The sequence below is a fragment of the Cellulophaga sp. 20_2_10 genome (genome assembly GCF_023476645.1).
GTDB lineage: Bacteria > Bacteroidota > Bacteroidia > Flavobacteriales > Flavobacteriaceae > Cellulophaga.
The window spans coordinates 285,852-312,205 of record NZ_JAMCOJ010000004.1 but is presented as its reverse complement, the minus strand read 5'-3'; the positions used below and the strand labels follow the sequence as shown (position 1 = coordinate 312,205).

The window sequence follows — 26,354 nt, the reverse complement described above, 5'->3', positions numbered from 1 at the left end:
CTTAGTGATCAAAAAGTTCTTTTAATTTATTGTCTAACACTTCTTTGGATGGATCCCTTAAAATTATTTTTAAATTACTATCCATTAAAACTGTAGTTGGCAAGTGTGGTATATTGTATTGTGTAGCAACCACGCCATACTCTCTCTTTTTTACAACATCAAAAGCATGTATCCAAGGTGTATCATCTTCTTGAACTGCCTTTATTAAGTTTTCTTTAAAGTCTGCAGTACCAACTCCTACAATATCAAAACCATCTTTATGGTATTTTTTATAAAGATCTTTAAGGTGAGGAAAAGAAGCTCTACAAGGTACACACCAACCCGCCCAAAAATCTACTAAAATATATTTTGAATCCATTTTTGATAAAGTAAGTTCTCCTTGATTTTGAGTCATTAATGTAAAATCTGGAGCTTTATTACCTACTATTAAACTTTCAAAAGCACTTTTGTAAACTCTAGTCATATGCTGTTTATAAAAGGTAGTTTTTAGAGCTTCTCCAGTAAATAGGTGGTAATACTCTTTTAACTCTTCTCTAGTCATACTACCTTCCATAAATTGAAAGCTCAGAACATATACAGAAACAGGGGAACTAGGGTTCTCTTTAACATAGTTAAACTTCATCTCTTTTACTTCCTGCATTTGCTCATTATACAAAGGCATTATTTTATCAAAATTAGATGAAGCCTTAGCTATTCTTTCTTTATCTCGAGATGCTCTAGCGTTTTGAAGTTCTTCTCTGGCATTTTTTAAAACTAAATATTTTTCTTTAGTGCGTATTTTATCTTCTTTTAAACTTAGACCCTGTAATATGTCTTCTCCTTTAGATCCAGAAACTATGGGTCTAATAGATTCATATTCTACATCAATAGTAATAGCACTATTTTCTAAAAAAAATTGACCGTTATACTTTGATTCAATTATTAGATTTACCATATCAGGTGTTTCTACCTTTCCTTTAAATTTAAATTTTCCATTGATTATTTGTGCACTATCAAGTACTTTTAAATTAGTAGGGCCTTGCACACCATAGCCAATTTTTACAGAACCGTTTTCTATACCATTAACCGTTCCTGTAATGGTGTAGCCATCAAATGGAATTTCTTTTTTACACGACCAAAGTACAAGCAGTACTAAAATTGCAATTATATGTTTTTTCATATTTCTAATTTTAATAGCCAAAAAGTTCTTTTAATTTTTCATCAAGTTCCTCCTCTTTAAGGTTCCTTCCTATAATTTTTCTGTTATTATCCAATAAAAAAGTGGTTGGTAAAAATGGTACCCCAAATGCTTTTGCTACTTCTCCTTGGGCACCCGGATTATTATCAATAACATGGTTCCAAACAGTTTGGTCATCCTTTATTGCTTTTCTCCATCTATCTTCTTTATCAGACGTTGCTACTGCTACAACAGTAAATCCATCTTTTTTGTATTTACTATACAAGTCTTTAAGATGAGGAAAGGATGCTCTACAAGGGATACACCAAGAAGCCCAAAAATCTACAAAAATATATTCTCCTTCTACTTTAGAAAGTGTTAAGTCACTACCATCCAATGTTTTTAGAGTGAAATCTGAGACAATAGCTCCTAGAGCAAACCTCTCTACATAGTCTACATATGTTTTTTTGATAAAACTGAACTTACGAGCTTTTCTTGCATCTTCTTTGAATAAATTATAGACAGCTGTCATTTCCTCTCTAGTCATCATTACTTCACTAAATGATATTCCTAAAAGATATATAGGCACAGTTGAGTTTGGATAATCTTTAATAAACTGAACTCTAAGTGCTTTAAGTTCTTGTTCTTGTTCATTTTCTAAAGTTTGTAACGCTAACATTCTTGCTTTAACTTGTTCTTGTAACTCAAGATTATCCTTATTTTGCTTCGCTTTTAGAACTTGCGATCTAAACCCTTTAAAAGCATCATACTTTTTTAAATTCTTTATACTATCTAATCTAGCATTTAGTCTTTCGTATAGGTCTTGTCCCTTAGATCCAGAAATTTTTGGTTTTATATATCCGTTAGCTTTTTCTGCATCTGCTACGTCTAGATCAATATTTATAGCACTATTCTCTAAAAACAAACGACTAGATAGTTTTTCATCAGTAAAATTTAGAATAACAAAATCATCATAATTCACCTTACCGTTAAAGCTAAACCTGCCATTTACTATTTTGGTACTGTCTAAAACTATTTTTTCTTCATCAAATAAATAAATAAATAAATAGGCCTACTTAATTTTACCCATCCGGTTTCTAAACCTTTTATTTTTCCTGAGATAGTATAACCATCCAAAGCAACTTCTTTCTCTTTTTCCTTGCAACTAGATGTTAACAACAATACAGCTGAAAAACAAATAGATAATAGTGAGTTTAGTTTCATATCTAACTTTATTAGTTATTACTTTTCTAACAATTCTTCTAACATTTTAAAGGCTTCTTCTCCTCCACCCACAAATCTTTTAATAATAGTTCCTCTCCTATCTATTATAAACTTGGTAGGAAAACCTTGCACATTAAACCTAGTTACAAAATTGTCTGCTGTATTTGCTTTATCACTTAATAATTGTTGCCAACCGTAACCGTTTTTTGTAACAAATTCCTGAATTTTAGCTTTTGTATCACCAGAATTAATTCCTAATACTACTAAATTATCTTTGTGTTTTTCTTGAAACTCTTTTACCTGTGGCATCTCTGCTACACAAGGGCCACACCATATACCCCAAAAATCGATAAGTACATATTTTCCTTGTAAAGAAGTAATATCAAATTCTTTACCATCTAAGGTCGCTGCTGTTTTTATAGTTGGTACTGGAGAACCATCTGCTGTTGCTTTTATTCCGTTTATACGCGATGCAACCGCTTTATAATCTGGATATGCTGCTAAATCTGTAGACAAAGAATTAAACAACTCTTCTGCTTGCTCGTTAGTTACTTGGGTACGTAAAATAATATCATTTAAATACCAAGCAGAAGCTATAGAATTAGGATTTGCTTTTATATGAGCAATTAAACTATCCATAGATTTTTTAAAAATCTCATCAGATTTATTTTCAATTGCTTTAAGTTTTACTGAATCTTTTTCATACGTACTTTCTACCGCTAAATTCCCCATTTCATTATACATTGGGTACATTAACTTGTTAACAGCAGCCAAACTGTTATTAAACTTATCTCCGCTAGGATATACATTTACATAATCCGTTAGCTCACCTTCTATTGTAACTTTTGCTCCTGGAAAAGCATAAAATGTTAGGTAAGCACATTTTACAGGGAAATATCCTCTACCTCCTTTTGGAGTTTTATATACTTTTTTATCAGAATTAGAAAAAGATGGGTATACCCTTATCATATCCATTTTAGAAATTGAACTAGAGAACTCAAACTTACCATTAACTACAATAATAGAATCTGTGGGGTTCTCTCTTGTATATTCTTTATCTGGGTGTTGGTAATATAAATTACCTTCTATACCTTTTATCTCGCCTTTTACGGTAAAAGTATTTTCTGCTTCTTGTGCATTAATACTGGTAAACATTGTTAATGTTGCTATTAGTGAGAATGCTATATTTTGTATCAATTTCATATTCTAAGTATATCTTGTTGTTATCTATTAATTTACCGTCTTTACTTTTTTACTATTCAAAAAGTTCTTTTAGCTTATCATCTAACTCCTGCTTAGTTGGATTTCTTAACACAATTTTTCTATCACTATCCAATAATAATGTTGTTGGTAAATGTGGCACACCATAAGCTTCTGCTACTGGTCCATACATATTTTTACCTTCTTCATTTTTATCAAAAACGTGATTCCAAGGTGTATTATCTTCTTTTATGGCTTTCTCCCATTTATCCTGTTTATCAGCAGTACCAACACCAACAATTGTAAAGCCTTTATCTTTATATTGTTTTCTTAATTCTTTTAAATGAGGAAAAGATGCTCTACAAGGCACACACCAACTAGCCCAAAAGTCTACCAGAATATATTTACCCTCTACCTTAGACAATGTTAATTGCTCTCCTTTTACTGTTTCTAATGTAAAGTCTGGAGCAGTGCTACCAACACCTATATTCTCAAAATTATCTTTATATATTTTTGTTATAAATGTTTTAAAAAAGGTTGCTTCTCTTGCATCTCCAGTAAAAAGCTCATAATACTCTTTTAATTCTTCTCTAGACATTCTGCCCTCTGTATACTGCACTCCAAGTACATAAGGCGCTATTGAAGAGCTTGGATTTGCCTTTACAAAATCATATTTAATATTTTTATATTCCGCATCTCTTTCTGTATACAAACTTTGCAACTCTTCTTGTCTTACTAAAGCTTCATTTAATAATTCTTCACTATCCTCTTCTTTGGCCTTAGCAAACATTTGCCTCAACTCTTTAAAAACTTCGTATTTTTTATCTTTAAAAATTGCTGATGTTTTTTCATCTATCTCTTTAAACATATCTTGACCCTTAGAGCCTTTAACATCCAAAGCAAATCTATTATTTCTGTCTTTCATCTTCTCTATATCCGCAGTAATCTCAATAGCACTATTCTCTAAATAAAAATTTGACGGATATTCTCCTAATACCAATGTAACCATATCAGGAGTGGCTATTTTACCTTTAAATTTAAATGTACCGTCTACAATAGCTACACTATCTATAACATTAATTTTATTGGGATTAAAGATTTGATAATCTGTGATTTTCGCATAAGAATTATCTAACCCTTTTACAGTTCCTGTAATTGTATAACCTTCTTCATTTGGTTGCTCTGCCGCTTTATCTTTACATGATGTAAAAGCTAGACTTACAATAGCTATTGCTGTGTATATATATTTTGTTATTTTCATTTTTTTGATTGTTTAAGTTTTGGATTCAAATTACAGAACTCAGTTACTAATTTTTATATTTTTAAGGGGACTTAAGTCCATAGTAGTTGCTTTGAAGTTTTAATAACTTCAAAAAAAATATGTTTCCAATACATGAAATAAGAAATTAACAGTGTGCCAATAAAAAGAATTACTAAGAGTTTTTTACTCTTAGTAATTCTATGCTTTTATAAGATAACTATTAGTATTCGTTTTGCTTTAGAGTACCACCAGAAGCAATAATATCTGTTTCCGGAATAGGACGAGCAAACCTTCTAGAGTTTTTATCTAAAGTGTAATTAATAGGAGATTCTGCCCCTAAAATTGATCCACCAGTGTATGGATAAAAAGTTCTACTCATAATAACATCATCGGTAGTTACCTCGTTATTATTGTATCTTCTAATATCATACCATCTATGTACAAAAGGCATTTCTCTTCTACGTTCTTCTAAAACTTTAGTTAAAGCATCTGCTTCTGATGTTGCAGATAAATCTCTAATATTAGCTGGTGCACTAGCATCTATTCTATATCCTCTTAGTATATTTGCTGTTTGAATCCCGTCTGCCCAAGACCCCTGTCTTACTTGACATTCTGCTTTAATTAATAACATTTCCGGAACAGAAGGACCACTTAATATATCTGACTTAAAGAAAAAGATATAACCTGGGTAGCTATAGGCTGGATCTACAGCTCCTCTATCATACGTATAATCTTCTACTATATGATATTTGTAACGCAAATCATAATCCTGATTATAGCTATTTAAAAGCTCCGTTGATGGAAAATAGTTCCAAGCACCATTGCTTAAAAATCTATAGTAATAAGATTCTCCCCATTCTAACTTATCTGTTGGTATAGATTGTAAATCATGTGTATATGGATACTCTATATTGACCGTCTCTGCATCTGGATTAAAAATAGTTACAGGGTTTGGTCTTGTAGAAAAACTCATTTCTGTATTGTAATCTCTTAAATAACTATGTAAATCTAACGCATCTTCTGCATAAGATTGAGCCATAGCGTAATCATTTAAAGACAAATAATATCTAGCGGCAAAACCAAGAACAGCTACAGTACTTGCTCTCCAAGTTCTATTTTGCCCATTAACTACCTCTAAATCTCTATTTAATTCTAAGGCCTTTTGTAAGTCTGCCTCTATGTATGCATAGGTATCTTCTAAAGTTGCTCTTTCTATGTTTTCTTCAAAACTAGTAGTTTGCTTTAAAGGTAAACCTAACTCTGCTTTATTACCATTAGTATATGGTAAACAATAAATATTTGCCATTTGAAAATAACTATAAGCTCTAATAAAATGAGCTTCTGCCTTTACCATTTGTTTTTGACTATCTTCTCCGCTTACACTTGATAAATTTTGTATAATCAAATTAGCTGTAAATATTTTTTCCCATTCCTCAGGCCAATATGGTCTCCCGGTTGTTGGCAAATAATCTATATCCCAGGTACCATGTTGTACAGTTTCTAAAGAATATACAGTTGAAATACCCTCATATAAATCTGTTTGTATGGCAAAATCATCTGTTCCATAAATTAATTCTGATGCTCCTTCACTACCAAAACTGTTATAATCATTTAATAACTGTTCTAAATGCTCTAATGTTTCTGGTACAACTGATGTTGTTTTTGATGGATTTTCCTCTAAAAAATCATTACAACTAACACCTGAACACAATAAAGCTAGTAATAATATATGTTTGTATGTTTTCATAGTTCTTTATTTTAAAAATTTAAATTCATTCCAAAAGTTAATGAGCTTTGTAAGCTTAAACCTCCTTTAGGATACTCTGGGTCTTCTCCAAAATCGTTAAATAAAATAGTACCAACGTTGTTTGCCTGTGCGTAAAAACGTAAAGCGTTTATACCTAAATCACTAACAACTTTAGACGGTAAAGAATATGATAAACTAATTTCTTGAAATCTTATATGTGATGCATCTTCAGTTAAATAATCCATATATGGATGAAAACGATCATAGAAATAATAACGTCCCTCTTGCGTAGGAATTGGCAGTATTTGGTTTGGGTCTCCATTTGCTACTTCATCATACTTTTCATTGACTTGGGTATTACCAGAAATTACTGGGTTGTAATTAAACCCTTGTCTTCTAAATACGTGACCAAATTTACCTGTTACAATAAAAGAAAAATCAAAATCATAAATTTTAAATGAGTTTCTCATACCTACGGTTGTAGGTGCAACTAAAGTACCTTGAGACTCCATATATTCTGCAGCATTACCTTGTGGCCAGCCTATTACTGTTATAGGGTCTCCTCCTTCACCAGTAACAGATGGTTTTAATACCGGATTAGCATCTGAACCTACATTTGTTAAGCCTGCATATTGGTAAGACCATAAAGTATTAGCGTTATACCCCTCTACATAAGATGTTGTTGGTCCACTATATAAATCGTAAGATTGGTAATTTGTATTAAAGAAATTTGTAACCTTATTGTTGTTATAAGCATAATTAACAGAGCCGGTCCAAACTATATCATTGCCGTTAATAGGTAAAACTGTACCAAGTGTAATCTCTACACCTCTATTATACATTTTTCCATTATTAAATTTTTGGTTTGTTGTACCATTAACAGAAGCTATAGATTGAGAAACAATTAAATCAAAACTTTCTTTATTATAAACATCTATAGAACCGTTTAGTCTACTTTTAAATAATGAAAAGTCTACACCAAAATTAAGTGTTTTTGTTTTCTCCCATCTAAGAGTTGGGTTTCCAAAACTAGATATGGTTGCTGTGTTTTCTTGTGTATAAGTATTTAAAGAAGAACCTAAAGCAATTAATGGTTTAAAAGATGTTGATCTATCTACATTACCGTTAAAGCCATATGTAGCTCTTAAGTTTAACCTATTTAACCATTCTACATCATTTAAAAAGCTTTCTTTATGTGCTTTCCAACTACCACCAACAGACCAAAAAGGATTATATCTAAACGACGGATCATCTGTAATTAGATTAGATGCATCTGTTCTGTAGCTACCTGTTACTGTATACTTGTTGTTAAATGTATAGCCTAAATTACCAAACATAGAAAAGAACCTGTTAGTACTCTCTTGGTAAGTACTTGTTGGTGTAATATTAAACGGATAGAAAAAATTTGCATACTGTAAAGGGTAACCATTCCACATAGTAGATGATTGCACAGGGTTCAACAACTCTGATGACGCTAAAGTCTCATCATTATAACCAAAAGAATTTGGATATTCGGTGCTAGAAACCACTCTATTGGATAATTCTGTACCTGCTATAAAGTTTACGGTATGTTTTTTAGCAAATGTTCTATTAAAGTTTAACTGATTTCTAAAATTATAAGAATTTATAGTTGCTTCAGAGTTTTGTAAAACACCACCTGATGGTAGATTTTGAGTTGGCACGGTGTTGTAATCATAATTCCAAGCAGATGTTTCATTTACAAACTGACGTACATCAAAAGTATTTTCGTTATAATAGTTTTCTGTATTAGTCTTAAATATCTCATACTGTATTTTAGATGATATTGAAAGACCATCCACAATTCTAAAATTTAAACCAGCTTGTATACGGCTATTTAAACTTTTTGTTGAAAAATCTCTGTTTTCCATTTCTGTTATTGGATTATAAGACCAATCTGAATATGGGAATGCTTGCGTTGGAATAAACTCATTTAAATTAGGTGTATAATATTTTAGATATGACATATCTGTTCTACTACCGTCTGCATTCACCAACATATCCCAAGGTGCTAAAGATCTAATTGTGCTAAGCATATCTCCCTCTCCGAATATATCTTGCTCTCCAGAGTTTTTTTGAATATCACGAAATTGCATCATTCCAGAAAAATCAAAATCTAACCTATCATTAACTTTAATTTTACTAGTATAATTTATTAAATATTTATTTTGACTATCTCCTTTAAAAAATGTTTTATTGTCCTCGAACAAAAGAGATAAATTATTTTTCATTGTTTCACTACCTCCAGAAACACTTACATTATATTGCTTAGTTATTGGAGATTGCAATAAATATTTTTCTATCTGCTTCTTATTATCTAAGCCAGATAATCTAGTTAAAGTAGCATCTCTTTCTTCATCTGTAATTCTACCTAAACGAGCTTCATTCATAGCTGTTAATCCTAAAGAATAAACACTCAAATTAAACGGACTAGCTCCTTGGGGACCTCCAAAAAGACTTCCAAAAAAATTAGAATCAAAAGCTCTTTGTTCATATTCTAAAACCTATTTAGAAGATGCAGATGCTATGGAGTAGTCTAAATCTAGCTTATCTGAAAATTTAACAAAGGATGAAACAGAGATAGTAGTTTTCCCTTTTTGTGCTTTTTTTGTTGTAACAACAATTACTCCGTTTGCTGATTTTGCTCCCCAAATAGATGCAGCTGCCGCATCTTTTAAAACAGTTATACTTTCTACATCGTTAGGATTAATAGTTTCAAAACCACCTTCTATAGGAAAACCATCTAATACAATTAAAGGTTGTTGATCTGCAAATAAACTAGACTGGCCTCTAATTTGAAAATCTATACTACCATCTGTATTTATAGTACTTTGCAAACCTGCTACCATACCAACAAGTCTTTCTGAAATACTAGATGCTGGCTTATCTAACTGACTCTTTTTAATTGTTTCAAAAGCACCAGTAGACCTTTCTTCTGATATTTGTTGGTATCCTGTAGAAATTACTGTAACCTCATCTAAAACATTAACGTTTTCCTTTAAAACTACATTAACTTTATTTGTATTCTCCTCAACTTTTATCTTTTGAGTAAGATAACCTACATATGAAAAACTTAAAACATCTCCCGGTTTAGCTTTTATTGTATAATTACCATCAAAATCCGTTGTAACACCATTTATTGAACCTTCTACTAGTATGGTTACGCCTAACAATGGTACTTGGCTCTCATCTACAACCTTACCTGTTATTTGTTGTTGAACAAAATTCTCTTTTACAGATTTTTTTACAATGGCAATCGTATTATTTTGTAAAAATTTATAAGACACATCACTATTTTTTAGCGTCCTATTTAGTAGATCGTTAGCTTTAATTACACCTTTATGTAATGCCACTTTTGGGTAGGTATCAAAAAAACCTTCGCTATAAATAAATTTATAGTCAGTTTGGTCCATAATAATATCAAACACCATATCTACACTAACAACAGCATCTGCTTTAATATTAATTTTAGCATTCTGCGAAAGCACATCTGTAGTTGTGAAACTAAAAATAGTGGTACACCATAAAAGGATAAAAGCTTTCATAATTTTCAATAGTAGTTTCCTTCCGGAATGGAAGAAAACATTTTTTAATTTAATTTTCATAAATTTGAGTGTTTTTTGGTTAGTTAATTAATTAATCAGGATTCAAATAAAAACGGGGATAAAGTATTATTCTTTCGACGGCATAAACTTTGTTCCCTTTATTTTATATAAACTTTTCTATTTTTTACTTCATAGGCATTTATATTACTTGTGTTTTTAATTATTTGCAAAATTGTTTCTATGTCTTGATTTTTACCAAGTACTCCTTTAAAGTTAATACTCTCTAGCTCTTTATTTTCAAAAACTACATCAACGTCATACCACCTAGATAATACTTTCATTATTTCTTTTAAAGACTTGTTTTTAAAATTAAAGTTTCCTTTTCTCCAAGCTATTTCTGTATCTACATTAACATTATAAACTTCTACTTTTTGAGCAATACCATTAGCTATTACAGCTTGTTGTCCTGGCAGCATGTCTGCATTATAAGCTCCGTTTTCTAAAACAATATGTCCTTCTACCAGAGTAGAATAGATAAAAGATTCATCTTTATAAGCTTTAATATTAAATTCAGTTCCTAAAACAGCTATGTTTTGTTGGTTTGTTACTACATTAAAACCATCTCCATTATTATCCTTGCTAGAAGATACATCAAAATAAGCTTCTCCATATACCAACTCTACAGTTCTTACTTGTCCCTTTTTAAAATGAACAGGATATTTTAGTTTAGATTCAGAATTTAACCAAACCTTAGTACCATCTGCCAATTGCAAAGCAAATTCACCTCCTCTTGGTATTGTTAAAGAATTGTAAAGTACTTTTTTGCTTTCTTTTTTATTTGGCACATATGTTAACTCCTCACCATTACTGGTTGCATTGCCAACATTAATTTGTGTTTCGTTTTCTAAAACAACTATAGAACCGTCTTCTAAAGAGAGTGTTGCTTTATTAGTGCCTGCATTAATTACTGTTGTTAATTCTGGCGTATTAACACTAGTAGTATTAAACAAGGTTTGTTTAAAAAAGAAACCTGTTATTAATACACCTGCAAAAATAGCTGCAGCAGCATACTTTACAAGTTTAAAAACTTTGGCGTTTCTTACCTTCTTTTTATCTTCTGCTATTGTATTTAAAACAGCAGCTCTAGTTTTTTCGATATTAAATTTTTGCAGCACAAAGTCCGAAACAACATTTATTTTTATATAGTCCTCTAAAGACTCTTTGTTGTTTTCATCTTCATTAAGTACTTCCTCTAACTTATCTAACTCTTTTTTAGAGGACTCCCTAGTAAGGTACTTAACTATTAACTTATCCACTTTTGAAACTTTTTCCTTCATTATATTTTATAACATATATTCCTTAATACGTAAGCATTTTACATAACCCTAACTTTTTATTAATCTTTTTTATATATTGGCAATATATTTAACCAATGTTTGTCATTTTATATGAGTCCCCAACTAAATAACAACATTAATTTTATTAACGCGCTAAAGTCTGGCGATGCTAACGCATACAATAAATTGGTTACAGACTACCATCAAAAACTTTGTGTATATGCACACAATTTAACGCATGACCGTGATGAAGCAGAAGACATAGTACAAAATGTTTTTATGAGGGTTTGGCGTAAAAGAGATAAATTAAAAGCAGATTTTTCTTTGCAGAGCTTTCTATATAAATCTGTATATAATGAGTTTATTGATCATTATAGAAAGCAGAAAAATGTATTTCCTCTAGAAAAAAAATATTTAGATGCCTTACATAGTTTCGTAGAAGAAACCGATGTAACGTCTTTTGATAATTTGATAAAAAAAGTAAAGCAAGAAATACAACATTTACCACCAAAGTGTAAAAAAGTTTTTCTTTTAAGTAAGCAAGAAGGTTTAACTAATATAGAAATTTCAGAATACTTAGAAATATCTATAAAAACGGTTGAAGCACAAATAACCAAAGCTTTTTACATACTAAGAACTAAGATTAATAAAAAAACAGACAGTAATCTATTCTTATACCTTTCTGTCCTAAAACTAAAAAAAGTGCTGCTTTTTTAAAATTAAAAAGACGCAACAAAAAAATGCTACGCCTAATTAACTAAAAAACGAATTATTAAAAAAACTATTTTTCTATTTCTAAAATTTTTAAAATTTTAGAAAAAACTTCTGTATTTTCATAAACACCAGAAAAATGATATGATTGTGGACCGTATGCAAATATTGGTACCATAACACCTGTATGATCATGCGTTACAAAACCACCTTCTATTTTATGATCTGCTACACTACCACTAGAAACACTTAATCCTCCTGTTTCATGATCTGCTGTTACAATAACTAATGTTTCCCCATCTTTATCTGCAAACTTAATAGCTTCTGTAATGGCTCTGTCAAAATCTATTGTTTCTGCAACAACACCCTCTGTGTCGTTATAATGTCCAAAAGAGTCTATTTGTGCTGCCTCTACCATTAAAAAGAAGGGCTTGTTTTTTCCTTTTAAAAAACGAATAGCTTCTTTAGTTGTTTCTGCTAGTAAATTACCTCTACCGCTTTTTATAGATGGCACTCCTCCATCAGCTAAAAAAACACCTAATTTATCGGCTTTATTTTTATTGATTTCGGAAATGTTATTTACCAATGTAAACTTTTTATGTACTGGTAATTCTCTATATAAGTTTGCTCCACCTGCCGCAAAAAAGTGCAAATTAGTTTTAAGTAAATCTTCTGCTATTTTTTGAGTTTCTCCCCTATCTTTTTGTTTGGCGTAAAAAGAAGATGGCGTAGCACCTGTTATTTGGTCCGTAGTTATAATCCCTGTAGAAAAATTAGACGTAGCCAGTATGTCTACTAAGGTTGGTAATGGCTTGCCATTTACGTCTGTACCTATAGCCCTATTATTTGTTTTTTGCCCTGTTGCTAATGCTGTACCGGCAGCAGCAGAATCTGTAATTAAATCGTCTGCAGATTGTGTTTTAATTAGTCCAACAGATTTAAGCTGAGTTAAAGTTAAACTACCGTTATTAGCCAAAACAGCTGAAGAAATTTGCGACAACCCCATACCATCACCAATCATTAAAATTACATTTTTAATAGGTTTTTTAGTGTTATCTACAACATAGGTAGGCATATATACTTTAGAAGCTATTATAGCTGTTGTTGTACGCTCTTCTAATGTTTTTACATAACTAACACACTTATATGGCTCATCTGTATTAATTACAGCTACACCAAGTTCTACAAAGGTTTTCCAGGCCGTTTTAGAATCTGGTGTAGCCCAAAAACGAAACGGTTTATTAAGCTCTTTTGCCTTTTTAATAGCAGCTGTAACCTTATCATAATCTGTATGTGTTAACCTGCCTTTACCATTCCAATCAGAGTATTTTTTAAAACTAGTACTTACCATTGCTACTTTATCCCAATCTTCAGGGCTTAGTGTATTGGTTAACTCTTGATGATCAAAAGAAATATAATTAGGATATGTATGGTATGTATTAGGTTGTGGCCTATTACCAGATATTAAAAACTCTATATTATTGTGAGCTATAAGTTCTGGATACTTTTTTATAACAGAAATTACTCTTTTTAAGGTTTTTTCTGCATTAGACTTTACATCTATCATTAGTATTAATCTAGATGCACTAAGCTGTTTGTTTTGTACCGCTTGTTGTAAAGGTTTTAAATATAAATTTTGAAGTGTATTATTCTCTAAAATTTCATTTTCTGTATGCGCTATGTATAATGCATTGTTTTTTAACCAAACATCTGCTTCTACAATAGTGGCTCCACTAGAAAAAGCATTCCAAAAAGGCACATTCTGTAGATAATCATTATGAGAATGAATAAGAATTTGATTTTCTTTTTGAGCAAAAGAAATCAAAGAAAAAAAACTAATAGCAAGTATGATACATTTTTTCTTAAATGCGAACATATGAGTATATTATAAAAAAGGTGCTGCGCAATTACAGCACCCTTTTATTGTTAAAAAAACTAATTGAAACTTTATTATTTTACCACCCTTTGTTTTGTGGTATTCCTGAAGATTCTATAACTGTATTAGGTATTGGCCATACATTCATAAAAGAAGCATCAAAATTTCTGGCAGGCCATACAATTTCTGAAGAGTAAGGAGAGTCTGGATTAGATCTATCTGTATAAATTCTACCATAAATTGGCTCTCCGTAGGTTGCTGCTGCATCTCCCCAGCGAACCAAATCAAAATGTCTGTTAGCAAATTCACCTGCTAACTCTACTCTGCGCTCGTGCTTAATATCACTCATAGTTGCATTAGTTATTGCCGCTAAACCAGCTCTATCTCTAACCATATTTAATGGCACATCTCCGTTTTTACCATCTGCAATTAAAGCTTCTGCTTTCATTAACAACACTTCTGCGTAGCGCATTAAAGGTACATTGTAAACTGTAGTTGGGTTATCGCCATTAGTGTTTACATATTCTCCAACCGGATTTTCAAACTGAAACTCGTACATATACTTGTTAAACTGAAACCCAGAGATTGAATTTTCAGACTGATACCTTCTGTCTTCGCCAAAGTATTTAAAGTCGTCACCAAAATTTAAAATAGTAACACCTCTACGTACATCTCCTACTTCATATTCATTATATAAACCTTCAGACGGAGTGTAATATCCCCAACCGTTGTATTTACCCCAGCCTTTGTTCTCTAACATAACGCCAGATAAAATACTACCACGATCTACACCAGAATTAACAGACCAAATATATTCGCTTGTCCAGTTGTTTAAATGACTGTGCAATTCCCTGTAATCTACCTCTGGGTTATTTGTATCTATTAAGGCTCTACCAGAACCAGATGTTGCAATTGCATCTGCATACTTTACAACCTCTGCATATCTAGAGGCATCATACGCTGCCCAATACAAATTAGTTTTTGCTAAATATCCTAATACAGCATCTTTATGAGGACGACCAAAATCTTCTGCTCCATAATCTGTGAACAATGGCAACAAATCCAAAGCTTTTTTAAGGTCTTCTTCAATTTGCTTATAGTTTTCTACTACAGATGCAGGTCTAGAGTAGCTACCACCTTCATTAAACATATTATCTACTGTAATAATTGGAAGACCTCCGTTTACATCATCACCATACGTGTGTGCTACCCAAAAGTAACTAAAGGCACGCATAAAATAAGCTTCACCCAACACGCGGTTTTTTGTGGTTTCTGATATTTCCATTTCTGGAACGTTTAATAAAATATCGTTAGCTCGTCTAATAGTTTGGTAACTTTTACTGTAACAAGTAGATGTATAACTACCCTCACTACCATCAATATTAAAATCTTTAATAACATCGGCAGTAGCTTTTATACGGCCAGTTATCATATCATCTGAAGCATTAATGTACCAGAAAAAACCTCTACCAAACATTTCTTGATCTGACATTAACTGGTACAAACCATTTGCAGCCTGTATTGCATCAGAATCTGTTTTCCAAAAGCTCTCGTTAGATACTTTTCCTAGCGGTTCTAAGTTTGTAAAATCGTCCGAGCATGATGTTAGGTTTAACCCCAAAACACCCAATGCTATTAATCCTATTTTTTTATATGTATTTTTCATTTTATCTTTTTTTTAGCGTGATTATAATGACAACAATAATCCTAATGTAAATGTTTTTGCTATTGGGTATTTAGCTATATCCAAACCTTTACCTCCAACCTCAGGGTCTAAACCAGAGTAGTTGGTAAACGTTACTAAATTTTCTCCTGAAACATACATTCTTAATGATGATCCTTTAGATAAATTATCCATTACTTTAGAGCTAAAAGTATATCCTAAGGTTATGTTTTTAATACGTAAATAAGATGCATCTTCTAGGTACCAGCTAGATGCTGTACCAAAGTTTTTATTATCATCCTTTGTAGAAATAATAGGAATATCTGCATCTGTATTTGTTGGAGACCAAGCATCTAATACTCTATTGTCTAAATTATATCCAGATAATGCTGCGTTGTAGGTTGTAAATTTGTAGCCGTTAAAAGCTTTAACATCTGCTACTCCTTGTAAAATAACATTAAAATCGAACCCTCTATAGTCTAAGTTAGCACCTAAATTATAGGTTACTTTTGGTTGATATGCTTTATAATACTTACGATCTTCGGAACCTATTTTACCATCGTTATTGGTATCCTGAAACTTAAAATCTCCTGGTCTAGCATTAGGCTGTATTAAATTGCCATCTTTACTATGTGCATCTATTTCTGCTTGTGAATTAAATATCCCTAATTGCGGAATTAAATATGGTGTGTATAATGCGCCACCAACTTCTGTTTGATAAGGTGTTAATACACTTCTAACGTTATCTCCGTGGAAAAAAACATCTTGCCCTATTGATGCATAACCATCTAAGTTTTCTAGCTCATTTTTAATCGTTGTTGCATTCGCGTTTATGCTATAGTTTAAAGCTCCGCTTGTATTTGTGTAGGTTGCAGAAACTTCTAAACCCGTATTTTTAACTTGACCACCATTTACATCTGCAGGAGATATACCTTGGTTAATATCTGCAAGACCAGGAATAATCATCCCTTTTGTAGTTTTCTCAAAATAATCTACGGTTAAACTTATGCTGTTATTAAATAATGATGCATCCAAACCAAAATCTAAAGATTCTGCTGTTTCCCATTTTAAGTTTCTGTTTGCGTTTCTTTGAACATAACTGCCAACATTATCAAAATAAGACCCATTTTCTCCCATTATTACGTTACCACTTGCCACAGGAACATCAAAAGGATAATAACCACTAATAGACTGTATATTTCCTATTTCTCCCCAAGATGCTCTAAATTTTAAATCGTTTATAGCATCTATATTAAAGAAAGATTCGTTAGATATTCTCCAACCTGCAGATAGAGATGTAAAAGTATCCGATTGGTTTTCTACGGCTAATCTAGATGACTCGTCTTTACGTATACTTCCAGAGATGTAATATTTATTATTGTAGTTATACATAACCCTACCAATTGCCGAAGTTAAAGCTTCTTCAAAAGGATTATTACTTGGTTTATTTAACAGCTCTGCATTTTGTAAATATTGATTAAATGGTTCTTCTGATGAAAACCCTGTTCCACGTAAAGAAATATAATCTCCTTTTGTGTTTTGAGCTGAGTAAATTGCGGTTACATTTAAATTATGATTACCAAAAGACTTGTTATAAGATAATTGGTTATCCCAGATCCATTTGTTCTGAGTACTATTTGTTTGCAACAATGTATTTTGACTATTGGTACGTCCTAATTCTGGCACACGAGGATAAAACTCTTTTGTTCTATTGTCTCTGTATGAATATGAATAGCTAGACTTAAATGCTAAACCATCTAAAATATCATACTTAAAATAAACGTTTGCATTTACAAACGTATTTGGCGACTCTTTAGTTGGTCTTAATAATAAAGATAAAGGATTGTAAACATCGCCGTAAGCACCTGCAAACTGAGATAAGTTTTCTGGAACAACACCTGCAAAACTACCATCCTCATAACGAGTTGGTGATGCAGAAGGCATATAAATTGCATTTATAATTGTACCAGAGTAAGGATTATCTGTGTTTGTACCATAAGCCTCATCTCTAGAAAAATAAATATTTTCCCCTACTGTAATTTTATCTGTAATGTTATAGTCCGACTTTAATCTTAAGCTATAGTTTTGAGAACTTGTACCTTCTAAAACGCCCTCTCTATCTCTAAAAGCAAAAGAAGTATAGTAGTTAAATTTTTCGCCTGCACCACTTAAATCTACATTTAAATTATTTACAGTTGCATCTCTAAAAATAGCATCAATCCAATTTGTACGGTTTACTTGTCCATAAGGATTTTGTGTTGCATCATGTGCAGATTGCCTCGGTGTACCAGCATTATCTGCTGCTAAATTATACACCTCAGACTGTTGTTGTGCTGTTAAAGGTGTTGGCAAATTAGATGCTGTTTTAATACCTGTATAATAGTTAATATTTAATCTTGGCTTACCTTTTTTACCTTTTTTGGTTTCTATTACAATTACACCAGATGCAGCTTGTGCCCCATAAATTGCAGCAGATGCAGCATCTTTTAATACAGATATAGAAGCTATATCATTTGGGTTAATCTCTGGCCCACTATATGGTAAACCATCTACAACAACCAATGGTGCTTCTGAGTTTAAAGTACCAATACCTCTAATTTTAATACTTGCCGTACTTGTTGGGTCACCTCCAGAACTTAATACGGTAACACCTGCTATGTTACCTTGTAAAAACTCTTTATAATTACCAACTGGTCTGCTTGTAATTGTACCTACATTTGCCGCTGTACCAATTGCCGAAGTTAAATCTCCTTTTTTAGTAGAACCATAACCAATAAGTACAACCTCGTCTAAAGAATTTGTAGCCTCATCTAAACCTACAGATACTGTTTGGCTGCCTTTATAAACAACTTCTTTAGCTGCAAAACCTAATGACGATATTACCAATACTCCATTTTCTTCTTTTAACTCTAAAGTAAAGTTACCATCAAAATCGGTGGCTGTTCCTGTAGTTGTTTTGCCTTTAATAGTTACTGCGGCACCAGAAATTGGCAATCCGTCACTGTTAGACACTACAGTGCCTTTTACTGTTACCTGCGCTAACATGGTAGATAAACACCCTAAACTGAGTGTTAGAAAAAAGTATAATTTTTTCATTTTAATATATAGTTTTTGTTTTTCTCAAATGTATTGTGTGGTTACTTTTAGGAGGGGTAAAATTGTTTCATTGAGGTGGACTTTTAGTACAAAAAAGCCCTTATAAGCATCAAAAAAGAGGATTTTTATTACAGTAACATTTAGCTAACGCACAGGTAATCCTAAGTAAACAATGACTCTTACCTTTTTTGTTCTTTATATGCTTTAGGACTTACTCCAAAATGCTTTTTAAATGTGCGACCAAAGTATTTACTATCACTATAACCACACTCAAAACCAATTTCTGAAATATTAAACTTCTTATTTTTAAGCAAATATTCTGCTTTTTGCAAACGCAAAGATGTTATTACATCAGATGGTGATTGCCCTAAATATTCTTTAAATAATCTGTAGCATTTAATTCTAGATATTTCTAGAATAGAGATTAGCATTTCTATATTAAAAGATGGGTTTGATAATTGTTCTTTAATTATCTCTAAACTGCGCTTTAATAATTTCTCGTTACCAGATTGCAAATCGTTTTCCTCTGTTAATATTTTAAATATCTCTTGCTGAAACTTATTATGACCGCGCTCTGAGCTTCTATTTATTAAAGAGGTTATTTTATTTGTAATAAAACTTTGACTAGCTGGTAATTGTATAACTACGTCTATGCCAAATTCTAATGAAGTTTCTTGTAATGCATAGTTTATTTCCTCTGATATGTAAACCAAAGGAACCCTATCCTTTTTAGGAATCTCTTTGTATTTCTGTAAAAAATAAGCTGTTTCTTTTGTAAACCCTATCTGATAAAAGACCAAAACATCTATACGTATTTGTTTTAAGGCTGATGATAAATTGGTTACTAAATCATCAAATAAAAGGTAACTATCATCATTCCTTAATAATTGATTCGCAACTTCAAAATTTGAAGTATCAGTAAATACTAAAATATTATTTTTATTAGGCGGAAGCTTCTCCTTTAAATTTAAATGTTTCCAAGAAATAGTTTCTACAGCCCTTACATTTTGTTGCAATACTGCTACTGGTAAACTAAACTTAAAATTAAAAAATTGAGAGTTTTCTATGTTACAAGAACCATTTACATCTTTAATTAAAACCATAAATGCCTTGTAATATGGACTGTAGTTTAAAATGTTTTTTACATTACTTTGTAAAACAGAACTAGTGGAGCTTACAAAATATTCTAGTCGATTTTGCACTAATTTTACAGCTACGTCTAATGTGCTTTTGGCTTCAGAATACTTAATAATATCATTAAAAATATATTTAAGCAATAATTTAAAACGCAATAAATCTACTTCTACCCAAGCAATACTAGAATCTAATTCAGCATTAAAATTTGCATTATTTTCTTTTAATTTTTCTTGTACGTTTGTGCAAATTCCTTTTAAAATAGGAAGTAAGTTAACAGATGTTAGTTTTATTTCTCCAAGCTCTTTAATGTGGTCTAGATAGTTCCATTCTGATACTAAATCTATTATTTTCCCAGACTGTTCTACCAACTCCTTTTTTATAGAATCGTTATTTTTTATATCGTGAGACGATTTTAAAATAATAGACAATGGTTGCTGAAATTGGGATAAAACAAAGGTTTTAAACTTATCTACTTCAAAATCCTGATTTTTTAAGTTATTATGTAGACCTAGTAGTTTTTCTTTCTGAAGTAGAATTTCTTGGTTTTTATCGTCTAACTCCGTATTTATCTTCTGTAAATCTTCTTTTTGTTTTTCTATAAGTTTTGTTCTATTTATAATCTGTTCTTCTAACTTTTTATGCTGTGCTTTAGATGCCTTATTTTTTAAATAGAAAAAAGCAAAGGCAGCACTTATAAACGCAAATAAAACTAATGCAAAAAAGCTTATAGTTTGATAAAATGCTTTTTCAATATATAAAGTAAAAACCTCTTGAGCCGCTTCATTTTCATCATTCTTAACCAAAAAAGAATATGAACCAGAAGCTAAATTTTTAAATTGAAGACGTTGTTTGCCTTTCGCTAAAATCCAATCTTCATTTTGCCCATGCAGCTTGTAATAATAGTTCGTATTTTTATCAACCGGAAAAACTACTGGTGTAATAGTTACTGTAATATCATTTTTGCCATGTGTTCTTGTTCGTTTTTTTTCTGTTATTTTTTGCTGATTAAATTCTACCTTAAGCTTGGGTTTATTTGTTGTAAAACTCATAGCATTAGGGTTAAAATAATTTAAGCCATTAACGCCACCAAAAAACAATAATCCTTTGTTGTCCTTATAATATGCCCCTTCTGAAAATTCTGATGCCTGCCAACCTTCTTTAGGGTTAAAAGCTGTAATAGCGTATGTTTGCTTATCTATTACAGCAATACCTTTTGTGGTGCTAATCCACACTTTATCTTCATTATCTAACAAACCATATACCATATGGCTAGGCAAGCCCTCTTTGTCTGTACTGTTATTTATTATTCCCGTTTTTTTATTGTATACGCTTATGCCTCCTAAAGAACCAATCCAATAATTATCTGTTGTTGCGTCTATATATAGGGAATAAATACTATTACCTAAGATTCCGTTTTTCTTTCTAAGGTGTTCTATTTTTTTTGTTTTTAAATTAAAAAACAGAACACCATCGTCCTCTGTACCAAGAACAAGCTCATTTTTATATTTTTTTATGCTTCTAACGTGGTAATTTTTAAGCAACTCTTGCCCTTTAAAAGACTCAAACTTATTAGTGTTTAGATTAAATTTTGCAACTCCTCCCCAACAAGCAATCCATAGTATTTTATTTTTATCTTCATAAAAAGAATAACTTCTATTACTAGGTAATTCGGGTATCTCTAATGCATTAAAAGCTTTATATGTATTATTTTTTACCCGAAGCAAACCTGCATAAGTACCCGCCCAAATACTACCGTCACTAGCAGTGTAAAGACTTCTAATACGCTCCCACTCATAATTATTTTTAGACTCTTTTACTTTAAACTTTAAATAACATTTTGTGTCTTCACTATAATGATATAAGCCACCATTGTAATAACCTATCCAAATATTACCATTGGTATCTTTTGTAATTGCCCTTGTAGTTTCTACCGGCAAGTGCGGAAACTTAATAGGATGTGGTGTTACAGAAGAAATTTCTTCAGACCCTGTATATGCCATGCTTATACCACCATCTTTTTGACCTAACCATACATTACCAAATACATCTTGACTAAGTGCTGTTACCTCATTACTATAAAAGCTATACGGAGTGTACAAATCATAAGTATAATGGTAAACCACGTTTGTATTTAAATTTGTTGTGTGGTTTGGTATTATATAAATACCATTTTTAAACGTAGCAAACCATAAATTACCTTTTTTGTCTTTTAAAACATCATTTATAATTAAATCTGGGTATTTATTATGTATAAGTTTTATATATGCCTTATTAGGATTTATATATTCTGCGTTATCTTTTTCTTTTATAAAACCATCTTTTGTAAATACATAGGTAGAAGCTTCTGTTTTTACATTTATTTTACCGTTAGAAGCTAAGAACAATTTATCTGCCTTAGTTTTAAAACTAAAATGCTTAAACTTATTATTACCTAAATATTTACTTATGTGCCCTTCTCTACTATAAATCCAGATGTTACCCTCTGCATCTTTTTCTATATTAGTTAAATAGTTATTAGGTAAGGATTCTGGGTCATTAACATCGTGCTTAAAAGTTTTAAAGGTGTACCCATCAAAATAATTTAAACCGTCTAACGCAGCTATCCATAGGCCACCATCATTATCGTTCTCTATATCTAAAATAGAGTTATTAGATAATCCTTGATCTGTAGTATAACTTATAAACTTTAGTTGTTGTGCTTTACCAAAAAAACAAACCGAAAGAACAAGTAGTGTATATAATTTAATTTTCATCGCTATTTTTACAAACAGCTAAAATACCTTGTTAAGGTCAAGTTAATATTAGGTTTAGATTAACAAAACCTTTTTTTAATAGTAGGATATGCTCTTTCAAAGAAATGTTTCTTAGAAATTAAAATAGCGTGAAATTCTAATTATAAAAAAGAAAACGCTGATAACAAATTGCTACCAACGTTTTACAGAAATAAAAACTAAATTAAGTTCTTGCTGAAGATTTACAAACTAAACCATTTGCATACTTCTTGTTTTATTACTTGATCCCCTCTTTGCAAACAATCCCATTCGTTTGTTGCCTGGTTGTACTGGTAATCTGACTTCCAAAGAGTAATCTTTTTTTGTATTTCTTTAATGGCATCACAAATAAATAACAGCTCTTTATTTGTCATTAATGGATGTAAAGACAAACGTACCCAACCTGGCTTATTTGTAAGGTCTTTACGTATAATGTTGCGTGTTATTTTCTTGGATTCTTTTTTATCTATATCTAATAAATAGTGCCCATAAGTACTAGCGCAAGACCAACCACCTCTTACTTGTATACCAAACCTATCGTTTAATAAGCGTACCATAAGGTTGTAGTGAATGTTTTCTACAGTAAAAGAAATACAACCAATTCTAGGAGCATCTAAATCCCCTAAAATATGTAACCCATTAACCTCTAAAAGTTTTTCATAACTTAGTTTAATAAGTTCTTCTTCTCTATCATGCATTTTAGAGACATCCATTTTCTCTTTTAATCGAATAGCCAAAGCAGCTCTCATTGTCTGTAAAAAACCTGGTGTACCACCATCTTCTTTAACTTCTATATCATCAAAATAACTATAGCTACCCCAAGGGTTTGTCCATTTTACATTACCACCACCTGGTGTATCTGGACATTTAGCATTGTACATTTTTTTATTAAAAACTAACACACCGCAACTACCTGGACCACCTAAGAATTTATGTGGAGAAAAAGCAATAGCATCTAAATATGCTTCCGGATCTGTAGGGTGCATATCCATTTTTACGTAGGGTGCAGATGCTGCAAAATCTACGACACAATACCCATTGTGTTTGTGCATAATTTTAGCTAACTCTTGGTATGGTGTAATAATCCCAGTAACATTAGAACAAGCTGTAAATGCTCCTATTTTCATAGGGCGATCTGCATATTCTAATAATTTTTGTTCTAAATTATTTACAGCTACAAGTTTATTTTCATCGCACTCTAAAATAACAACATCTGCTAAGGTTTCCATCCAAGAAACGTGGTTAGAGTGGTGCTCCATATGTGTAATAAAAACAACTGGCCTGTCTACTCTATTTGGTTTGTGTTTAAAACTTTTACGTAACCCTATTAAACGTTGAAGCTTAACAATTGCCCCAGTCATACCAGTACCAGTTGTTACTAAAATATCATCATCATTAGCATTAACATGCTCTTTAATTACTTTACGAGCTAATTTATATGCATATGTAGATGCCTTACCTGTTTCACTAGAGAAAGAATGCGTATTAGCAACCATTGGCCCTATTTTATGCTGCATTTTTTCTTCAATAGGAGCATATAATCTTCCACTAGCTATCCAATCTGCATAGACTAATTTTTGTTCGCCATATAATGTTTTAAAATAATGATTGCTACCAATTACTCCGTTCGAAAATTGCTGAAAATAATTCTCTAAATTTTCTTGTACTAAAACTTCTTCTTTAACATTCACAACGTTTATATTTTAATCGTTCTTTAGTCCGATTTTTCCAATTACTTAAAAAGGGCTACCCACTAATAAATAGCCCTTTAAACAACATTCTTTCATTTTTTATTGATTGACTAATTCAAAAATTTATACTGAAAACAAAGCATAAAGAAAGGTGTTGTTAAAAACTTACTTTACATAAAAAAATGCAAAGTTTTATATTTTCATTTTAGAAATTACACTCTATACTATTAAGACGATTAATATTCCTTTAACCCTTACTTTTGTATTGTTAATTTTATATTATTGTTAAATTAAATAGAATAAAATACTTCTGTAACTCTTAGACTTAATAGATAAGTTGATGTTTTTTTTTTTAAATAAAAGTTATAAAATGACATAAATACTTATTCTATTACAAAGAAAATAGCAGTTAACAAAAGTGTGTATTGGAGTCTTATCTTTATATAATTATTTCTACTAATTTATAGCTATAGTTTTTTAACCCTCCTTAGAAAAAGAGGGTCAAAAACTTGTAATCATTAAGCTTTATTTTAGATTTCTAATTGATTAAATAAATCAATTAATTTAGAATCTGAAGGTCTAGGTGCACTAGAATTAACAATGTTTCCGTTTGGATCTAGTAAAATAAATTTAGGAATACCCATAACAAAATAGTCTTCAATAAATTTAGTTTTAAACGCATCACCTGTAAATAATTGCGTTCCGCCTAACTCTTCATCTTTAACCATAGATTTCCACTTATCATGGTCTTCTTTATTATCTACAGAAATGCTAACAAATTCTATGTTTTTACCATGATATTCTTTTTCTACTTTCTGTAAAAAAGGAATTTCTGCTTTACATGGTCCACACCAAGTTGCCCAAACATCTATATACACATACTTACCTTTTAAATCATCTAAAGAAGTAGTACCTCCTGCATAATTTTCGTAATCTACAAACTTAGGAGATGGTTGCCCTGGAGCTATAGTTTTTAACTCATTATACTTAGCTGTAAGTATTTTTTTATGTTCATCATTAGTAGATTCTTTCATAAAAAAGTCATAGTATTTTTTAACATCACCAGTAAAAGTAATACCAGTATTGGCAGCTTTAAAAAGAAGGTCATTTTTAATATAATTATCCTTTACCTCTGCAGCTGCAACAACATTTGCCATATCAAAAGAAATAGAATCCCTTTTCATTATTTTTTGGGCCTCTTCCATAATATGTCCGTTCACCAATTGCTTATAATTAGATGATGCTAAATAATGCTCTTTATTGTCATAATCTATATTTTTAAGTTCTGCCAATAAAGATTCTGAAGCAACATAGTCTGGTTTTTCTGCATAAAATGCATGGTAGTTACTGTAATTATTTAAACTAGATAAATATTCATAATGCAGGTCTAATTTTTCATTTGCTGCAAATTTTTCAGAAATACCTTTTGTCTCAGAAAGTAATTTTGTTAATGTACTTTCAACTTCTATTACTTTAGCCTTAAAACTAGGCTCTTCTAATGCAAAAAAGCTTTTTTGATCCCCAGTTAACTCACTCCTTGTTTTTTCTTTAGCAGTTATGTACGTACTAGCCTCAGCTCCTTTTCCTTTAAAAGAAAGCGTTTCATCAAATTTAGAAGCATCTGCCGAAACTATTATATTACTACCTTGCTCTATATATAGTTTAGTAACATTACTATCTTTAAACATCATATACACTGCATCATCTAACCTAAGAGTATCTAAAAAACTACCATCATCAGCTAGTTTAATACTATATTTAAAAGAACGATCTGCGGGATTTGACAAAGTAAAGTCCCCGTTACTATTTGTTATTTTACCCGATAAAATTGCGTAATCTATAGGTGTTTCTACTTTATCCTTACAAGAAGTAAAAAGTACCGTTAATGCTAATAATCCTAAAATATTTTTCATTTTATTTT

At 31.2% G+C, this 26,354-nt stretch carries 16 protein-coding genes; 1 reads left to right on the top strand and 15 read right to left on the bottom strand.

Features of this window, described 5'->3' with window-relative positions:
* Window position 1: 1 nt before the first annotated feature.
* The 9 genes from M4I21_RS10015 to M4I21_RS09975 all read right to left on the bottom strand — a co-directional run bounded on the left by M4I21_RS10015 (window position 2) and on the right by M4I21_RS09975 (window position 11,488).
* Complete coding sequence (locus tag M4I21_RS10015; protein ID WP_249559003.1) at window positions 2-1,159, bottom strand: TlpA disulfide reductase family protein; 1,158 nt, start codon at window positions 1,157-1,159, stop codon at window positions 2-4.
* 10 nt (window positions 1,160-1,169) lie between these two features.
* A complete protein-coding gene (locus M4I21_RS18655) occupies window positions 1,170-2,171 on the bottom strand; it encodes a redoxin domain-containing protein (protein ID WP_249559161.1) in 1,002 nt (333 codons plus the stop codon).
* Between the two features lie 17 nt (window positions 2,172-2,188).
* Window positions 2,189-2,380: a hypothetical protein gene (locus tag M4I21_RS10005; RefSeq protein WP_249559002.1), complete on the bottom strand. Its 192-nt coding sequence runs from the start codon at window positions 2,378-2,380 to the stop codon at window positions 2,189-2,191.
* Window positions 2,381-2,398: 18 nt separating this feature from the next.
* Window positions 2,399-3,583, bottom strand: coding sequence for a TlpA disulfide reductase family protein (locus tag M4I21_RS10000; RefSeq protein WP_249559001.1), 1,185 nt, complete (start codon window positions 3,581-3,583; stop codon window positions 2,399-2,401).
* Between the two features lie 52 nt (window positions 3,584-3,635).
* Entirely contained in the window at window positions 3,636-4,841 is a 1,206-nt protein-coding gene (locus M4I21_RS09995; protein ID WP_249559000.1) for a TlpA disulfide reductase family protein, read from the bottom strand.
* A 220-nt stretch (window positions 4,842-5,061) separates the two neighbouring features.
* The gene (locus tag M4I21_RS09990) at window positions 5,062-6,588 is read right to left on the bottom strand and encodes a RagB/SusD family nutrient uptake outer membrane protein (RefSeq protein WP_249558998.1); all 1,527 of its coding nucleotides are present in this window, start codon (window positions 6,586-6,588) and stop codon (window positions 5,062-5,064) included.
* 11 nt (window positions 6,589-6,599) lie between these two features.
* Entirely contained in the window at window positions 6,600-9,026 is a 2,427-nt protein-coding gene (locus M4I21_RS09985) for a SusC/RagA family TonB-linked outer membrane protein (protein ID WP_249558997.1), read from the bottom strand.
* Between the two features lie 84 nt (window positions 9,027-9,110).
* Complete coding sequence (locus M4I21_RS09980; protein WP_249558996.1) at window positions 9,111-10,211, bottom strand: carboxypeptidase-like regulatory domain-containing protein; 1,101 nt, start codon at window positions 10,209-10,211, stop codon at window positions 9,111-9,113.
* A gap of 98 nt (window positions 10,212-10,309) precedes the next feature.
* Window positions 10,310-11,488, bottom strand: a complete 1,179-nt coding sequence (locus M4I21_RS09975; protein WP_249558995.1) for a FecR family protein — start codon at window positions 11,486-11,488, stop codon at window positions 10,310-10,312.
* A gap of 111 nt (window positions 11,489-11,599) precedes the next feature.
* Between M4I21_RS09975 and M4I21_RS09970 the strand changes: the two genes are divergently transcribed.
* Window positions 11,600-12,205 carry an RNA polymerase sigma factor gene (locus M4I21_RS09970; protein ID WP_249558994.1) on the top strand — a complete coding sequence of 202 codons (606 nt, stop codon included), beginning with the start codon at window positions 11,600-11,602 and terminating at the stop codon, window positions 12,203-12,205.
* Between the two features lie 64 nt (window positions 12,206-12,269).
* On the opposite strand, the gene M4I21_RS09965 is transcribed toward M4I21_RS09970, so the two are convergent.
* From M4I21_RS09965 to M4I21_RS09940, 6 genes are all read right to left on the bottom strand, one after another.
* A complete protein-coding gene (locus tag M4I21_RS09965) occupies window positions 12,270-14,075 on the bottom strand; it encodes an alkaline phosphatase (RefSeq protein ID WP_249558993.1) in 1,806 nt (601 codons plus the stop codon).
* Between the two features lie 79 nt (window positions 14,076-14,154).
* Window positions 14,155-15,741: a RagB/SusD family nutrient uptake outer membrane protein gene (locus M4I21_RS09960; protein ID WP_249558992.1), complete on the bottom strand. Its 1,587-nt coding sequence runs from the start codon at window positions 15,739-15,741 to the stop codon at window positions 14,155-14,157.
* A gap of 21 nt (window positions 15,742-15,762) precedes the next feature.
* On the bottom strand, window positions 15,763-18,834 hold the full coding sequence (locus tag M4I21_RS09955; RefSeq protein WP_249558990.1) for a SusC/RagA family TonB-linked outer membrane protein: 3,072 nt from the start codon (window positions 18,832-18,834) through the stop codon (window positions 15,763-15,765).
* A gap of 179 nt (window positions 18,835-19,013) precedes the next feature.
* Window positions 19,014-22,724 carry a two-component regulator propeller domain-containing protein gene (locus M4I21_RS09950; RefSeq protein ID WP_249558989.1) on the bottom strand — a complete coding sequence of 1,237 codons (3,711 nt, stop codon included), beginning with the start codon at window positions 22,722-22,724 and terminating at the stop codon, window positions 19,014-19,016.
* 221 nt (window positions 22,725-22,945) lie between these two features.
* On the bottom strand, window positions 22,946-24,433 hold the full coding sequence (locus M4I21_RS09945) for an aminotransferase class V-fold PLP-dependent enzyme (protein WP_249558987.1): 1,488 nt from the start codon (window positions 24,431-24,433) through the stop codon (window positions 22,946-22,948).
* A gap of 530 nt (window positions 24,434-24,963) precedes the next feature.
* Window positions 24,964-26,346, bottom strand: a complete 1,383-nt coding sequence (locus M4I21_RS09940; RefSeq protein ID WP_249558986.1) for a TlpA family protein disulfide reductase — start codon at window positions 26,344-26,346, stop codon at window positions 24,964-24,966.
* Window positions 26,347-26,354 lie beyond the last annotated feature (8 nt).

Excerpts from the sequence above, each read along its gene's own strand:
- M4I21_RS10015 (WP_249559003.1), bottom strand. The coding sequence starts at position 1,159 with ATGAAAAAACATATAATTGCAATTTTAGTACTGCTTGTACTTTGGTCG.
- M4I21_RS10005 (WP_249559002.1), bottom strand. The coding sequence starts at position 2,380 with ATGAAACTAAACTCACTATTATCTATTTGTTTTTCAGCTGTATTGTTG.
- M4I21_RS10000 (WP_249559001.1), bottom strand. The coding sequence starts at position 3,583 with ATGAAATTGATACAAAATATAGCATTCTCACTAATAGCAACATTAACA.
- M4I21_RS09995 (WP_249559000.1), bottom strand. The coding sequence starts at position 4,841 with ATGAAAATAACAAAATATATATACACAGCAATAGCTATTGTAAGTCTA.
- M4I21_RS09990 (WP_249558998.1), bottom strand. The coding sequence starts at position 6,588 with ATGAAAACATACAAACATATATTATTACTAGCTTTATTGTGTTCAGGT.
- M4I21_RS09980 (WP_249558996.1), bottom strand. The coding sequence starts at position 10,211 with ATGAAAATTAAATTAAAAAATGTTTTCTTCCATTCCGGAAGGAAACTA.
- M4I21_RS09975 (WP_249558995.1), bottom strand. The coding sequence starts at position 11,488 with ATGAAGGAAAAAGTTTCAAAAGTGGATAAGTTAATAGTTAAGTACCTT.
- M4I21_RS09970 (WP_249558994.1), top strand. The coding sequence starts at position 11,600 with ATGAGTCCCCAACTAAATAACAACATTAATTTTATTAACGCGCTAAAG.
- M4I21_RS09965 (WP_249558993.1), bottom strand. The coding sequence starts at position 14,075 with ATGTTCGCATTTAAGAAAAAATGTATCATACTTGCTATTAGTTTTTTT.
- M4I21_RS09960 (WP_249558992.1), bottom strand. The coding sequence starts at position 15,741 with ATGAAAAATACATATAAAAAAATAGGATTAATAGCATTGGGTGTTTTG.
- M4I21_RS09955 (WP_249558990.1), bottom strand. The coding sequence starts at position 18,834 with ATGAAAAAATTATACTTTTTTCTAACACTCAGTTTAGGGTGTTTATCT.
- M4I21_RS09950 (WP_249558989.1), bottom strand. The coding sequence starts at position 22,724 with ATGAAAATTAAATTATATACACTACTTGTTCTTTCGGTTTGTTTTTTT.
- M4I21_RS09940 (WP_249558986.1), bottom strand. The coding sequence starts at position 26,346 with ATGAAAAATATTTTAGGATTATTAGCATTAACGGTACTTTTTACTTCT.